The organism is Pedobacter sp. UYP24, assembly GCF_054057295.1.
The window spans coordinates 232,146-247,850 of record NZ_JBSRZD010000003.1 but is presented as its reverse complement, the minus strand read 5'-3'; the positions used below and the strand labels follow the sequence as shown (position 1 = coordinate 247,850).

At 40.0% G+C, this 15,705-nt stretch carries 9 protein-coding genes; 6 read left to right on the top strand and 3 right to left on the bottom strand.

Annotated features, from left to right (window positions below; all coding sequences use genetic code 11):
* The first annotated feature begins 107 nt into the window (after positions 1-107).
* The 5 genes from ACVWYN_RS09310 (at position 108) to ACVWYN_RS09290 (ending at position 7,790) form a co-directional block, all read left to right on the top strand.
* Positions 108-1,760 (top strand): hypothetical protein, encoded by a 1,653-nt coding sequence (locus ACVWYN_RS09310; protein WP_457288577.1) that lies wholly within the window; start codon positions 108-110, stop codon positions 1,758-1,760.
* A gap of 63 nt (positions 1,761-1,823) precedes the next feature.
* Positions 1,824-2,402, top strand: coding sequence for an RNA polymerase sigma factor (locus ACVWYN_RS09305; RefSeq protein ID WP_457288576.1), 579 nt, complete (start codon positions 1,824-1,826; stop codon positions 2,400-2,402).
* Positions 2,403-2,495: 93 nt separating this feature from the next.
* Complete coding sequence (locus ACVWYN_RS09300) at positions 2,496-3,587, top strand: FecR family protein (RefSeq protein ID WP_457288575.1); 1,092 nt, start codon at positions 2,496-2,498, stop codon at positions 3,585-3,587.
* Entirely contained in the window at positions 3,587-5,086 is a 1,500-nt protein-coding gene (locus ACVWYN_RS09295; protein WP_457288574.1) for a carboxypeptidase-like regulatory domain-containing protein, read from the top strand. The genes ACVWYN_RS09300 and ACVWYN_RS09295 overlap by 1 nt, the downstream gene beginning before the upstream one ends.
* Positions 5,087-5,204: 118 nt before the next feature.
* Positions 5,205-7,790 carry a hypothetical protein gene (locus ACVWYN_RS09290; RefSeq protein WP_457288573.1) on the top strand — a complete coding sequence of 862 codons (2,586 nt, stop codon included), beginning with the start codon at positions 5,205-5,207 and terminating at the stop codon, positions 7,788-7,790.
* A 19-nt stretch (positions 7,791-7,809) separates the two neighbouring features.
* Here ACVWYN_RS09290 and ACVWYN_RS09285 read toward each other — a convergent pair whose 3' ends face one another.
* Genes ACVWYN_RS09285 through ACVWYN_RS09275 form a run of 3 tightly spaced genes read right to left on the bottom strand, consistent with a single transcriptional unit; the run spans position 7,810 to position 9,520 of the window.
* Positions 7,810-8,994, bottom strand: a complete 1,185-nt coding sequence (locus ACVWYN_RS09285) for a HipA domain-containing protein (protein ID WP_457288572.1) — start codon at positions 8,992-8,994, stop codon at positions 7,810-7,812.
* Positions 8,991-9,311 (bottom strand): HipA N-terminal domain-containing protein, encoded by a 321-nt coding sequence (locus ACVWYN_RS09280; RefSeq protein WP_457288571.1) that lies wholly within the window; start codon positions 9,309-9,311, stop codon positions 8,991-8,993. The genes ACVWYN_RS09285 and ACVWYN_RS09280 overlap by 4 nt, the downstream gene beginning before the upstream one ends.
* The gene (locus tag ACVWYN_RS09275; RefSeq protein WP_457288570.1) at positions 9,311-9,520 is read right to left on the bottom strand and encodes a helix-turn-helix domain-containing protein; all 210 of its coding nucleotides are present in this window, start codon (positions 9,518-9,520) and stop codon (positions 9,311-9,313) included. The genes ACVWYN_RS09280 and ACVWYN_RS09275 overlap by 1 nt, the downstream gene beginning before the upstream one ends.
* A 281-nt stretch (positions 9,521-9,801) precedes the next feature.
* Between ACVWYN_RS09275 and ACVWYN_RS09270 the strand changes: the two genes are divergently transcribed.
* Complete coding sequence (locus ACVWYN_RS09270) at positions 9,802-15,465, top strand: carboxypeptidase-like regulatory domain-containing protein (protein ID WP_457288569.1); 5,664 nt, start codon at positions 9,802-9,804, stop codon at positions 15,463-15,465.
* Positions 15,466-15,705 lie beyond the last annotated feature (240 nt).

Genomic DNA, 15,705 nt, shown 5'->3' with positions numbered 1-15,705 from the left:
GTATTTTTATTTTTATTCGTGCAGAATGGTGCAGGATGGTTGGTCGGTTTTATCTGTTAAATTTGTACGTTGCACTAGCCAATATAATAACTAATCCGATCCACCCTATGAAAATGAGCTCCCTTTATATCGCTTTTTTATTTGCTGCTGCAACCCTTTCTTTGTCTGTAAAAGCAGTAGAAAAGCCTAAACCGAAGATCATTAACATCGTTAATTTTATAAGGTTGCTGGAGCCAAGGGATGCCAATATCACACAGGATGTGCTCTTTCAAACTGTAGTGAAGCAGGTGGAGATCATGAAAAAGTATAAGTTAGGAGGCTCGTTTTTATTGCAGTACGATGCTTTGATGGATAGTCGCTATCAGAAACTATTGAAGTCACTTCCTAAAGAAGATTTTGAAATAGGTGCCTGGTGGGAAATTCCGCAGCCATTGGTGGAAAAGGCCGGTTTGAAATGGCGGGGAAGATATCCGTGGGACTGGCATGCGGATATTGGGTTTTCTACTGGTTATACGCCTGCAGAGCGTGAAAAACTAGCAGATGTATATATGGAAGATTTTAAAAGCATATATGGTTATTATCCTAAATCGGTAGCCTCCTGGTTTATTGATTCGCACACGTTAAATTACTTATACGATAAGTATCATATTGTGGCTTCTGCAAATTGTAAAGACCAGTATGGGACTGATGGATATACTTTGTGGGGAGGTTACTGGAATCAGGCTTATTATCCTAGCAGGATCAATTCTTATATGCCTGCGCAAAATCAGGCTAAGCAGTTACCTGTGCCGATATTCAGAATGCTGGGCAGCGATCCGGTAAGGCAATATGATACTGGTGTTAGTAATAGCAGGCAGGGCGTAATTACACTCGAGCCCGTTTACCCGGAAGCAGGTGGTGATGAGAAGTGGGTGAATTGGTTTTTTAAGGAATTTGTAGAAGGGGAGTCCATGGAGTTTGCATACGCACAGGCAGGACAGGAAAATTCCTTTACATGGGACGCCATGTCTAAAGGTTTCCAGATCCAAATGCCGCTTATTGCAAAGCTTAGGGATGAGAAAAAAGTTAAGGTAGAAACACTTGCGGCTTCGGGACAGTGGTTTAAGGATCATTATAAAGTTACGCCTGCAACGTCTGTTACGGTAAATAAAGATATTGACGGCAGCAACCGCAAAACGGTTTGGTTTAACAGCCGTTTTTATAGGGTTAATGTTTTGTGGGAAGATGGCGGACTAACCTTTAGGGATATTCACCTGTTTAATGAGAATTTCCCATCGGTTTATACCAATAATAAGGCAACATCTAATGAATGCTCGTTTTTTACGCTTCCTTTTGTGGATGGTTACATTTGGAGTAAGCCGGGTAACCTGGCCGGACTGCGGTTAAAAGCTTTGGTGGGGGGTAAAGAAACTCTCCTTAAAGGAGGGAAACCAGTAATTACCAATCCCTCAAGGGGAAATTTGCACATTTCATGGCCATTGGTAGGATTTGGAGGTTCGTTGATTATGGATTTAAACGAGCGACAATTGAAAATGTCTGTAGTAGGGGCAAAGCCTGTTCAATGGTTTCTTGATCTGACCACTGCTGGTAATTCGGCACTTCCGTTTAAGTCTATTAATCCTTCCAGTATTGCGTGTGAATTTGAGGGGATGAAGTATTCGGTAAATGCATTGAACGGCACTTTTAGTAAACCAAATGATCAAACCGTTTTTAGGGTTAGTCCGACAAAAAATACCATTCAGTTAGATTTCTCAAAATAGTGATTTGCGGTTTAGCGCTTCATTATTTTTTCTATCTTAGTGTTTCTAACCAATAGACCCCTAATGTTGGATTTAAGCAGCTACAGTGATCATGAATTAATCCGGCTTTTTGCATCGGGTAATGACGCTGCTTTTAAGGAGATTTACATGAGGTATGATAAGTTGCTCTATCTTTATGCTTATCATAAGCTGGGAAGTAAGGAAGAATCAAGGGATATAGTTCAGGATGTATTTGCCTGGTTGCTCAATAACCGGGAAAGCCTTAACCTAACCACCACTTTATCTGGCTACCTATACAAATCTGTTTTAAACAAGATTTATAACTTGTATAAACATAAAGAAGTGTTGCGTAAATATGCAACAGAAGGCAATGGTTATCTGGATATTGAAAGTACAGAAACAGATTTTCTAATTCGGGAAAAGGATATCAATGCGGTTATTGAACAGGAAATTGCTGCAATGCCAAAGGGGATGCGTGAGGTTTTTGAGTTGAGAAGAAAAGATTACCTGACTACAAAGGAAACAGCGGAACAGCTGGGCGTAGCAGAATCTACAGTAATTACACAGATGAAGCGAGCTAGAAAGCACTTGCGGTTAAGGCTGGGTCTGCTGGTTTATCTATTAATGATTAGTCAATTGTAGTGATATGTGTAAAATATATTTTGTGCACTTGTCCCCATTTTGTTTTTCTAAGTTGCCTTTAATGGTAAGGTGTAAAACCGATGTTATTATATAATGGAAAATAAAGATTTCAAAAACGAAAAGGCAGCAAAATACTGGCTGCATTATTTCAGGAGAGACGATATACCAGCTTTATCAGAAAGGGAGCTGCAGGAGGAGAGTGATCTTATTTTTGAGTCGCTTATGTTAGGACAAGCACGTCCGGAAAAAGTAAAACGTCTTTGGTATCCTACAGTGGCGGCTTCTGCTGCGGCTGTTTTACTATTTGGCCTTGCAGCTTTGTTTTACTTTAATAAGAACGAAGTTGTTAAACAAGATCGTCTGATTGCTAATGCACACGCTGATATCCTGCCTGGCGTTACTACTGCTACTTTGATCCTGGCAGATGGAAGTGATGTGGTGCTTTCAAAGGCAGCGAATGGAAAAATTGCCGAACAAACCGGGGTAACTATTTTTAAAACAACAGATAACAAGCTGGTTTATCAAGCTAAAGCAAATAAGGGTAATTTGGCTGAGTTCAATACGGTATTAACCGCTAAAGGGCAACAATACGAGGTTGTTTTACCTGATGGAACAAAGGTTTGGCTCAATGCGGCATCCTCAGTAAAATTTCCTGCAACTTTTGCGTCATTAAAAAGCCGCGTTATACAACTTACTGGAGAGGCTTATTTTGAAGTTGCTAAGGATAAGCTTCATCCTTTTATCGTTAAAACAGGCCAACAGGAAATCAAAGTTCTGGGTACGCACTTTAATGTGAAAAGTTATTCAGACGAGCAAACAACTAAAACAACCTTATTGGAGGGTTCTGTATTGATCCATGGTCCGAAGTCTGATTTGGTATTGAAACCCGGACAACAAGCGGAGGTGAATGCATCGCAGCAAAAGGTAGCAAATGCTGATGTTAGTGAAAGTGTGGCCTGGAAAAATGGCGACTTTATTTTCAATGCGGAAGAATTTAGTAGTGTTCTTAAACAGGTTGCCCGCTGGTATAATGTAGATATTGTTGATCAGATTGGTCATGACGGACTGAAGCTTACTGGTACAGTACCAAGAACCAACAACCTATCTGCGGTATTATTATCGCTGGAAACAGCTGGCAAAGTGAAGTTTCAGCTAAAAGGGAGAAAAGTGTTGGTAGTGAATTAATGAAATTTAATCGCTTTCTAACTTTATTTGTTTTATCGGCTTGCTTTGTCTTTGCCAGACAGGAGGTTTTTGCTCAGCGCATTACTTTAAAACAGCAAAATATTACCCTTCAAAATGTTTTTAAAGAGATCAGGAAACAAGTAAACTATGGTTTTCTATACAATGATGACTTGCTGAAAAATGCAAAACCCATTAACGTAAACCTAACTAATGCCACTGTTAACCAGGCAATGGATTCCGTACTCCTTAATCTTCCTTTAAATTATACCATACAGGATAAAATGGTTGTTATTACTGCCAAAGAGGAATTTATAAAGTTAAAAGGAATCACTTATACCATAAAAGGGATCATAAGAAACAAAAGTTGGGAAATTTTGCCGGGTGCTGCAATACTTTTGGGAGGTTATAAAATTGGTACCGTTGCAAGGGATGACGGGAGATTTGAGTTGAAAGACCTGAGTCCCGGAAGCTATAATATTCTGATACAGATGGTAGGCTTTTTGCCAACTACAAAGAACGTTGTCATTTCCAATAGGTCGCAGGATCTTGATATTTTTCTGGAAGAAAATGTGAGTCAGCTTACTGAGGTGATTATTAAGCCGGATCCCTACAGACCGGAATATTTAAAATCTTTTCTGGAGAACTTTATTGGCACATCTCCTAACTCAAAGAAGTGTGAGGTGATAAATCCTGAGGTGATCCGTTTGGATTATGATCAACAAAATAGAGTGCTTAAGGCATCAGCAGACGAGTTTCTGATTATTGATAATAAATCGCTAGGCTACCGTTTAAAGTATTATTTGGGCTATTTTGAGATGGATTACGATACCCGCGTAGTGCATTTTTCAGGTTATCCATACTTTGAAGAGTTGGAGCCAAATGAGTCTAAGCGCAAGCGTTTTGCAGAAAGAAGGGAAGAAGCCTATTTGGGTTCTCCGCAACATTTTTTTAAGGCGCTCTACAATAATACCTATCAGGAGCAGGGTTTTATCATTAATAAAATGGTAAAAATGCCGAATAAGGAAAAGCTTCCAGATTATGTTATTGATGAGAAGATTAAACTGCTTTCAGAGAAACTGCGTAAGCGAAGCGACGATAGGAAGCGAAAAGAGTTATTAAGTTCCTGGTTAACGATGAAGCTGATGACGGATACGGTAGAGGTGCTCATCAGAGCTGATGTGCCCAGGTTTTCACTGGTTCAACAGCGGGTTCCATCTATGAAGACCATTGATTTTAAAGATGCTTTGTATATTGTTTTTAAAGGAGAGAAAGAACCAAAGGATTATACTAAGTATGCCGGTTACAAGATAAAACGACCTGAAGATTTTATAAACTACCAGATATCACTGGTGTACCAATTAAAACCAATGCCTGGCTTTTACGAAAGTGGCGCCGTTAATGATCCGGATTCCTTGCTTTATGAAGGTATTTGGGCTTACGAGATGGTTGCGGATATGATGCCAATGGATTATTTACCAAGTGCGGCAGTAAAGCAGTAATATTTTACTTATGCTTGTCCCCATTGCACCTTGTTCAGTTGCCTTTGTTTTGAATGGGGGTGATATCTATATGCCCCTTACCCAAAAAGCTAATTACAGTAACCAAATATAAATACGGATGAAATTCAATCGCTCTGTTCTCAGCCTTCTTTTTGTTTCAGTTTTGGGATTTTTGGCGTTTGTTCCAAAGGGAGAAGATCCTTTGGACAAGCTGGTAAATGCATTGCAGAAATGGACCGACAGCATTCCACAGGAAAAAGTGTACTTGCACATGGATAAGCCTTATTATGCGCTCGGCGATACCATTTGGTTTAAAGCGTATGTAACTACAGGCTCAAGGCACCAGTTATCTGCCATCAGCAACGCTTTATACGTAGATTTGATCAATGAGAAAGACTCTGTAGTAAAGGCTTTGAAATTACCGGTTACCGCGGGCACGAGCATGGGAGATTTTACCGTTGGCGACGAGCTGAAAGCGGGGAATTACAGGATCAGGGCTTATACCCAATGGATGCGAAATGTGGGAGAAGACTATTTCTTTGACCGCCCCATCATTATTTCTAATCCATTTGAGACTAATGCTTTAGCGGAAGAGGATAAGAGTGCTAAGACAAATAATGATAAGCGCAAAGGTTTGTCTGCCGGCAATCTAAACAATACCGTTAATGCTGATGTGCAGTTCTTTCCCGAAAGCGGAAGTCTGATCTATGGCGTTAACTCCAAGCTGGGTTTTAAGGCTGTTGGTACAAATGGCAATGGGTTAATGGTTAAAGGTGAGGTATTGGATGAGGATCAAAAGCACATTACAGATTTTGCTAGCACTCACGCTGGGATGGGTAATTTCTTGTTAAGACCCGAAGCTGGTAAAACCTATACTGCAAAAATTACTTTTGCTGATGGTACTCAAAAGATTGTTTCTTTACCAAAACCCTTGGTTAGTGGTTATGTTTTGAGTGTCTTTCAGTCCGAGAAGGATAGTATTTTGGTTAGGGTAAGCGTAACAGAGCAGATGGTGGCTAATCTAAAAACTCCATTGATGGTTAATTTTATTGCGCATGCCGGCGGAGAGACAATTTCTGCCTCGCTATTTAAGATTAATAGAGTCGCAACCTCATTTTGGTTAGATAAAAAGTTGTTTCCTTCCGGGATTGCTCAGTTCACTTTATTCTCAGCAGCAGGAGCACCATTAAATGAAAGAATTGCTTTTATAAAAAGGAATGACCACCTATCGCTGACTGTAAAAACTGAGAAAAAGATTTATAAAAGCAAAGAGAATGTGGATTTGTATTTAGAAAGTCTGGATCAAAATGGGCGGCCAACCGCAGGTAGTTTCTCTATTGCAGTTGTAGATGAAAGCAAGGTGCCTTTAGAAGAAGATCAGGAAAGTACAATTTTTTCCAACCTGTTGCTGACTTCAGATTTGAGGGGATACGTTGAAAAGCCAAACTACTATTTTGCCAGTGACAATGAAGAGGTAGATAATGCTTTAGATAACCTGATGCTTACACAGGGTTATAGCAGGTTTAGCTGGAAAGAGATTACCGGAACTGTTGTTACACCTGCTTTTAAGGCAGAAGATCTTGGTATTTACATATCTGGAAGGGTAGTTAGCTTAAGTAATAGGCCTTCCGTAAATGCTACGGTAACATTGATGTCATTGCGTGGAGGTTTGGTGAAAGGCACATCAACAGATGAAGCAGGTCGTTTTAAGTTTGATGGTATTTTTCTGGCTGATGATGTAAAATTTGCTATTCAGGCGAGGACGGAAAAGAATAGCAATAAGGTGGAAGTTATATTGGATAGCGTACCCAGGTTTCTCAGCACCAAGAAGAGAAATGCAGGCGGTCTAAATGTAGATTTGTATAAGAGCATGCAGGCCTATAACGAAAATTCAAAAAAGCAGGATGATCTTTTGGAGCAGATGGGTGGCATGAATAGAGTTAACCGATTGAAAGAAGTAAATATAAACGCCCGTGTCTATCAGAAAAATCTGCCTAAACAAAGAAACTATAATGCGAATGGGCCGGGACAATATGATCAAATCATTAAGGCTGAAGAACTTCAGGCTTGCCCAACCCTAGCTGGATGTCTTATTGGGCGTATTAGAGGGGTCATTTTCAAAAAAATTAAATTGTCTGCTAGTGCACCGCCTGTAACAATGCCTTATAACTCTAGGGCAAGTTCTTCGACGTCAGAAGAAATTCTGGCAGGGGCAATGATGGTGGTTTTGGATGGGATGCCCTATGCTCCAGTAGAACGAAGTGCAGATGTTTATGGAAGTATCTTTGATTATAATGATCCATCTCCAGATCAAATTGCAAGCATAGAAGTTTTGAGATCAGTAAATTACACAAACATTTATGGTCCGGATGCGGCAAACGGCGTAATATTAATCAACACAAAGACCGGGGGTAATCATGGAGCTGCGTACAACCCAAGTATTACCAATATCTCTCCCAAGAGTTTCTATAGAGCAAAGGAGTTTTATACTCCGATGTATGATAATCCGGGAAGTAACAATGACCTGCCCGACCTTCGATCTACTATTTATTGGAACGCAGGTGTAAAAACCGACATCAATGGTAAGACTTCAGTAAGTATATTCAACGCTGATGGACCCGGCGCTTATAAAGTTATTGTTGAGGGTATCAATGCAAATGGCGAACTGGGCAGGCAAGTTTTTAGATACTCAGTTACAAATTAGTAACAAGTGACGATTCATGTTAAAGTGGGATTACTTGGTATAACTGATCGCCATCAATAATAATTTGCTCCTGATTTGAGCATTCAAATTCGTATTTGTTTTCAGGCAATGATTTCAGGAATCTACCTGTTATGACCCTTGCCCGTGGAAAAATTAGTTTTACCTCTTTATCGTTCATCAAACCATTACTGGTCGGGTTAATTTTAGAAATAATTTGTTCAGTCGTCATGCCCATAAATTCAATACGCCGATCATAATTATAGGTGTAAATTTCTTTAGCTTCCTGGCTCAAAAAAGAATTCGCTATCAGATGTTTTACTTTATCTTTTGAGGACAATAGCTCGTTTAAAATTCGCCCTGCCCTTTTTGCAGAGATGCCAAGCTTTAATGCGAGTTCACGAAAAGCGCGCTGTCCGTAAACACCATAAATACCATAATATTCATGATCAGCATAGCCATCATAGAGATCTAACGCAGTTTGTCCTTCACTTGGTGTATGAAGAGCAGTACACATCAGATAGTATGCGCGCGATAAAGCATAGTCGCTCATATCTGTTTGTATCAAGGAGAAATTTTTAAGGTGGGCATCTCCGTTAGAAAATATGTAATTGAACAAGACGACTTTAAAAAAAACTTCCAGAGAAGGAAGTGCCGCAGCGGCGTATCTTTTGATCAGGTTTCCGACTTCTTCATACGTCCCATCATATTTAAAGGCATTGCCGTGAGATTGCCTTGTTCTGCCGCTAAGTTGGGCCATGTCCTCCTGAAGGTATTTAGACCCATCGGGCTTTACATCGAACCGTCGGGTAAGGTATGCTGGTGTTCCATCCTGAAAATAGATCAATGCATTTGCTGCTGTTTTAATGCCAAACACTTGTGATGCGATCTGCATGGTTAGGTGTTCATTTTCAGGAGCCTGGTCATTTTTTTCAATCTCAACCGTTGGAGGGATTGGTTTTAATATATACTGTCCATTGCTTTCGCTTAGTACTAGTTCATTATTTTCAATTCTTAGTGAGTACTTTAACTGAACTCCTGAAATAGATAGCTTTTTAGTTTTGTTCTGAAATTCTTTTAGATTGTTGTCTTTTGGCGTTTTAAAAGATAAAACTGGAGAAATCTTCTTGCCGTTAAATAATTTTTTAAGACAAGTCTGGCAATAGCTTGCATTAAATTCTTTATAACATCCAGGACACCTCTTCATATTTCTTTTACTGTTATTGCTCCTATGGTATCTTCACCTGCTGTTTTGATTAACCTGGTGAAATCGTCGTTCTCATCGATCTTTAATAATCGACATTGAATATTTTTATTAATTCCTTCCGTTAGTAATCCTGAGAAGAAAGAAAAAAGCTGATTGCTAGAAAATTCCTGCTGTGTTTTAGGTAAGGTTAGACTGATGGGTTTGGTTTCAGAATCATAATAATAATCATCTTGATATATAAATCGATACACTCCCCGTTCATCTTTTTCGATATATCCGGCTAAGGTGCCATTACAATAAACAGCCCCCCTTTGCATTAGCTAACCTCTTTAACGCCAACAGAAAATGTTAATCCTAAAATTTCAAATATTTTAGAAAGCGTTAGGTAAGAAGGATTGCCTTTTCCTAATTCTATCTGGCGAATGGTTTTGATATTGACACCACTCATTTCAGACAGATCTTCTTGCCTAAGGTGTAGCATGGTACGCCTACTGTTGACTAAATCTCCAACTTTTATAAGTTCCATAGGTATTATAATACTTATTGTATATCAAATATACGAACAATAACCAAGATGCGATCAAAATACGTACTATAATTCCCATTCTTTAATAAATAATGATAAATGTGTTCCTTTATGTAAAAATAGGTATTAAAGTTCCCTTTTTCAAATATAAATAATCTTGAAAAATATATTTCATGCCTTTGTCCCCATTGCGCCTTATTTAGTTGCCTTTGTTTATGAATGGGGATAGTTATACCTCTCCAGTCAAAAACCGAATAAACAGTAACCAAATATAAATACTGATGAAATTCAATCGCTCTGTTCTCACCCTCCTGTTTATTTCAGTTTTGGGATTTCTGGCATTTGTTCCAAAGGATGAAGATCCTTTGGACAAGCTGGTAAATGCCTTACAGAAATGGACCGATAGCGTTCCTCAGGAAAAGGTTTACCTGCATATGGATAAGCCTTATTTTGCGCTGGGCGATACCATTTGGTTTAAAGCTTATGTAACTACCGGCTCAAGGCACCAGCTATCTGCCATCAGCGGGGCTTTATATGTAGAGCTGATTACAGAAAAAGACTCTATTGTAAAATCATTAAAACTACCGTTAACTGCAGGTATGAGCATGGGGGATTTTACGCTTGAGGATAACCTGCGTGAAGGTAATTACAGGATCAGGTCCTATACCCAATGGATGCGTAATGCCGGAGAAGATTATTTCTTTGACAAGACTTTTACTGTGGGAACACCTGTTAGCAGCGAGGTACTGACCGGTGCTGATTATCAATACAAGACAATTGATAACAAAACTGTTCTTACTGCTACACTGAATTATACTGATGATGATGGTAAGCCTATGGCTGGCAAAGCGGTGTCTTACGACATCATGATTGGTAAAGAAAGGATGTTTAGCAAATCGGTAAAGACAGATGATCAGGGGAATATTAGTGTGGGTATCTCTAATGAAAAACAGGCTGACCTCAGGGGCGCCTATATCCATACTACGATTGAAACGGCGGATAATAAAAAGACAGTTAAGGATTTCCCGATCAAGGCAGGCTTGTCCCAAACAGATGTACAGTTTTTTCCGGAAGGCGGGAACCTGGTTAATGGGATTGCCTCCAGGGTAGGTTTTAAAGCTACCGGGATTGATGGTACGGGTATCGTAGTAAAAGGCAAAATCACAGATAATGAGAACAATGAAATAGCAGTTGTGGAAACCTTAAAGGCTGGAATGGGGAGTTTCCTGATCAATCCTGTTTTGGGTAAAAACTATACCGCTCAAATTACTTTTGCTGATGGGACATTAAAAAGTGTTCCCTTGCCAAAAGCCATGGAAAGCGGTTATGTACTGAGTGTTTACCAGCCCAACAGAGACAGTATCCTGGTGAGGATCAATGCCTCTACAGATATCGCTGCGGCTGCGGCTCAAACACCGGTTAATGTAAATGTGATCGTCCACTCTGGTGGGGAAACCATTATTGCTTCCCCGATAAAGATTGCCAGAGCTACTAATTCATTCTGGCTGGAGAAGAGCGCCTTCCCTTCTGGAATTGCACAGTTCACTTTGTTTTCTGCTACAGGAGAACCTTTAAATGAGCGAATTGCTTTTATAAAAAGCAAAGATCAGATGCAGCTGAGTTTATCTACTGCAAAGCAAACCTACAAAAGTAAGGAACGGGTAGAACTGGAACTGGATGCCAGGGATAGGAACAATAAGCCAACAGCGGGAAATTTCTCTGTAAGTGTGATTGATGAAACTAAGGTTCCCTTTGAAGAAGAGCGGGAAAGTACGATTTTTTCTAACCTGCTACTGACTGCCGATCTGAAAGGGTATATAGAAAAGCCAAATTACTACTTTACAAAAGATGATGAGGAAGTAAACAAAGCACTGGATAACCTGATGCTGACGCAAGGTTACAGGCGGTTTAGTTGGAAAGAAATTAACACTGCTATTACTGACCCCAGTAAAACATACTTAACAAACGCTTTATTTAAACCAGAGGGTTTGGGTATCAATATATCTGGCGTTGTAAAGACACTGGGCGGCAAAGTGGTGCCTAACGCTAAACTGATGCTGATGGCAACAAAGGCGGGAATCCTTCAAAATACAACAGCAGATGTAAATGGCAGGTTTAAGTTTGAAGGATTGGTGTTAACAGATAGCATTAAGTTTGCGGTACAGGCAAGAACGGAAAAGAATGGGACTAAAGTAGAATTGATCTTAGATGCTGTTGCCCCAATAACTTTAGCAAAAAATAAAAATACCGGCGACTTAAGTACTAATATCTACGGAACGATAAAGGTCTATGTCGACAATAGCAGAAAGCAGGATTCGCTGTTTGAGAAGACCGGGCAACTGAATAGGGTACAACGGTTAAGAGAAGTAACTATATCAGCTAGAAAACCTGAAGGGTTATTGTATGCAGTGCAAGGACCTCTTCGGATACCGGATGGGCATTCCGATCAGACCATTATCATGAAAGATGGAGAACATTGCGCAAGTCTTGGAATATGTTTACAGGGACTATTAGCTGGCGTTACTTTTAAACCATACCAAGCAGGCCCCTATGCACCTATGGTTAGTAACTATCCATTTTGCGTTCAGGTAAATCCTGACCATGTCATGGATAGATTTCTTGGTCCTATGAATATAATTGTTGACGGAAGGTTACTTCCTCCAGATGAGGCTGCTGATGTATTGGACAATAATGTTTTAGATCCCTCAGAGATCTTTAAGATTGAGGTAGTAAGGGTAAATTTACCGTTGATCAGCTTGCTGAGCCGGGCTTCAATTATGATTTATACAAAACGTGGTTTTCAAAGAAAAATCTACCTTCCCAATATCGCAAATATTGCTCCTAAAGGATTCAATAAATCAAGAGAATTTTATTCCCCGAGGTACGATCGTCCGGGCAGCAATACGGAGCTGCCCGACCTTCGTTCCACAATCTACTGGAATGCGAATGTAAAAACTTACAGTACAGGGAAAGCCACCCTTAATTATTTCAATGCAGACGGTCCGGGTAATTACAAAGTAATTGTAGAAGGTATCAATGCTGAAGGGCAACTTGGCAGACAAGTTTATCATTACACCGTTGAAGGAGATCTTTTTAATGGTAAAACAATTAATGCAATGACAAAGATGACTCCTGCGGAAGGAATTGCCCAATCAATTTCGGTAGATCTGGATAGCCTGCGAAAAAGACTACCGATAGAAAAGGTTTACCTGCATACCGATAAGCCTTATTACAATATTGGGGATACTTTATGGTTTAAAAGTTATGTGCTGGATGGGGCCAACTTGTCGGCCTCCCGGCAAAGTGGGTTGCTATATGTGGAGCTGGATGATGACAGTTCTGAGGTAGTAAGAAGGATTAGCATACCGATTAAGAACGGTTTGGGCTGGGGACAAATCCCCCTAACTCCAAAGATCTTTCATGAAGGTGGGTTTACCTTACGTGCTTATACCAATTGGATGCAGAACTTCGGGGAAGATTTCGTGTTCAGCAAGCGGTTTTATCTTGGTATACCCAATCAAGATTCCTGGCTGGTGAAATCAAAGGCGGCGATCAATAGGGTTGGAGAGAAAGACCAGCTGGATGTAAACATCAACCTGCAGCGAACAGATAAATCTCCGGTGGGTTTTAGAGATGTTGAAGTAAAGATCTATGAAGGAGATCACTGGCTTTATAATGAAAAGCTACAAACCACGCTGGAAGGAAACCTTCAATTCAGTAAAATGCTGAAAGAAAAAGCCGATGGGAGGAACCTTAGGGTGGAGATCAGGAGCATTAAAGAGATAGACGGCAAGCAAGTTCTTCAGGTTCCCTTAAGTATCAATAGGACACAAAAGATTGATCTTCAGTTTTTGCCTGAAAGTGGTCATTTAGTAGGCGGACTAAAATCTGTTGTTGGTTTCAAGGCAGTGGGTGAGGATGGGAAGGGGACGGAAGTGTCAGGCGGTATTATGAATAGCAAGGGTATGGAAGTAGTTCGATTTAGCACCTTTCATAATGGTATGGGTTCTTTTGAGTTTATACCTAAAACGGCAGAAATTTATACAGCAAAACTAGATCAGCCAGCTGGCTCCGAAGTAATTTATAACCTTCCTGTTGTTAAGGCTGAAGGTACAATGATGCGGGTGCAAGCCAATGAAGAACAGCAAAGTCTTTCTATTCAGATTCTTGGTTCAGAAAATGCTTTAAATCAAGATAGTACCTATTACCTTATTGGAACAACCAGGGGAGTACTCTACTTCTCGGAAAAAATCGGCCTCAATCAGTCAAAGTTGGAGATTCCAGAAAGCAAATTTCCTTCGGGCATTACGCGGTTAACGCTTTTAAGGGGTAAACAACCACTCAATGAGCGGATCGTATTTATTGATCATCAGGATCATCTCAATATCAAGGTCAGTCAGAATAAAACCAGTTATTTAAAGCGCGATAGCGTTGCCCTGGATCTGGAGATCAGGGATAAAAGTGGAATTCCTGTAAAAGGTAGCTTTTCAATGGCAGTGACAGATGATAGTCAGGTTAAGGCAGACAGTGCCGGTAACTTTAGTATCAAAGCTTTATTGCTTACTGGCGATTTAAAGGGAAAGGTAGAATCTCCGGGATATTATTTTAACAAAGGGAATTCTGATGTAAGGCAAGCACGAAATGATTTGATGTTAACACAAGGCTGGATAGGTTATAACTGGCAGGATGTTTTTAGCAATACGCGTCCTGCAAAGTTCAAAGTGGAAAAGGGCTTCCAAATCACTGGGTTGGTTACCAATGTATTTAATAAGCCCGTTAAGTACGCTCCCGTATTGATTTCTTCGCAAAAGCCTGCCTTTATCACTACTGTGTCGACGGATGCAATGGGGCGGTTTACGTTTAAAGACCTTCCTCAAATAGACTCCGGTTCTTTCTTTTTACAGGCAAAAACTGCAAAAGGCAAGGCAAAATCTGGCGGGGATATTCAGGTGGAGCGATTTAAGGCACCTTCTGTTCCAGCAACCTTTCGGGATAAAGTTTTGCCCTGGTACGTAAACAGTGATACCAATCAGATAAATTATGTGAAGAACATTGCTTTAAAGGCTGATGAGGGTAGTTTAAGGCAAACTGGTATAGGCTTAAAGGAGGTTAACATCCAAGCTAAGAAAATCATTAAGGATTCTCAAAATCGTAACGGACCCGGCAATGCAGACCTGATATTTGATGAAAAGGACATTAAAGAATCGGGGGTGATGAATTTGTACCAGCTAATCAAACAAAAGTTGCCTGGGCTAACCATTACTTTTGAAGATAATTTGCCGACTTTGAGGTTGAATAAATATATAGTTACCATTGAAGTTGATGGTGGAGGTTTGCCTTTGTTTTTAAATGGTTCCCCACGGATTGAAGATTTGAAAGAAGCACTAAGTGAGTTTCAGATCGCTCAGTTTCAAGGGATGGAGGTGATGTACAGTAGAAAATATATGTTCAGGTATCAAAAACCCGGTGTTCCAAATTTCACTGCGCAGGCCATTGCTGATTCGGAGAATTCCTTGCGAAGTGGCGAATTGGAGCCTGATGGGCCTTTCTATTCACCAGGTTTTAAGGGGGGCGGTTATTTAGAAGCACGGGTAAACGTGAAGACAAATAAGGTGAGGGAAATTGCGGTTATTGGCATTACAACAAAAAACAAGGTTGGATATTACAAAAGTTTAATGCCTGATGTGGTTACCTATCGTCCTTTACCTATATTATATCCTGTTCAGTTCTATAGTCCAAAATACCTTGGTAACCCAGCTGACATGGCTGAACCAGATTATCGCTCCACCATTTATTGGGAGCCGAATATCATTACCGATGCGAATGGTAGAGCCAGGCTGTCTTTCTATACTTCTGATATTAAAGGAAATTATACCATTAGTATGGAAGGGCATGGAGCAGATGGTAGTGTGGGCAGTTTAAGACAAAAGATTAAAGTTAATTGAAGCTATGTATTAATGCCTATGGACCGGTTACTATAAAATTACTTGATATAACTGATCGCCATCAATAATAGTTTGCTCCTGATTTGAGCATTCAAATTCGTATTTGTTTCCATTGATCTGCAAGGAACTGACTTGCATGGTAGTATAGGCAGTGGAAAAGGAAAGATAAAAGTGGGCAATTAAAATATTTTATCAGGTTGTCCCCCTTTTATGTTGTTGAGTTGCCTTTGTTTATGAATG

Bases quoted from the DNA above. Each gene is read 5' to 3' on its own strand.
- ACVWYN_RS09310 (WP_457288577.1), top strand. From the start codon at position 108: ATGAAAATGAGCTCCCTTTATATCGCTTTTTTATTTGCTGCTGCAACC.
- ACVWYN_RS09305 (WP_457288576.1), top strand. From the start codon at position 1,824: ATGTTGGATTTAAGCAGCTACAGTGATCATGAATTAATCCGGCTTTTT.
- ACVWYN_RS09300 (WP_457288575.1), top strand. From the start codon at position 2,496: ATGGAAAATAAAGATTTCAAAAACGAAAAGGCAGCAAAATACTGGCTG.
- ACVWYN_RS09295 (WP_457288574.1), top strand. From the start codon at position 3,587: ATGAAATTTAATCGCTTTCTAACTTTATTTGTTTTATCGGCTTGCTTT.
- ACVWYN_RS09290 (WP_457288573.1), top strand. From the start codon at position 5,205: ATGAAATTCAATCGCTCTGTTCTCAGCCTTCTTTTTGTTTCAGTTTTG.
- ACVWYN_RS09285 (WP_457288572.1), bottom strand. From the start codon at position 8,994: ATGAAGAGGTGTCCTGGATGTTATAAAGAATTTAATGCAAGCTATTGC.
- ACVWYN_RS09280 (WP_457288571.1), bottom strand. From the start codon at position 9,311: ATGCAAAGGGGGGCTGTTTATTGTAATGGCACCTTAGCCGGATATATC.
- ACVWYN_RS09275 (WP_457288570.1), bottom strand. From the start codon at position 9,520: ATGGAACTTATAAAAGTTGGAGATTTAGTCAACAGTAGGCGTACCATG.
- ACVWYN_RS09270 (WP_457288569.1), top strand. From the start codon at position 9,802: ATGAAATTCAATCGCTCTGTTCTCACCCTCCTGTTTATTTCAGTTTTG.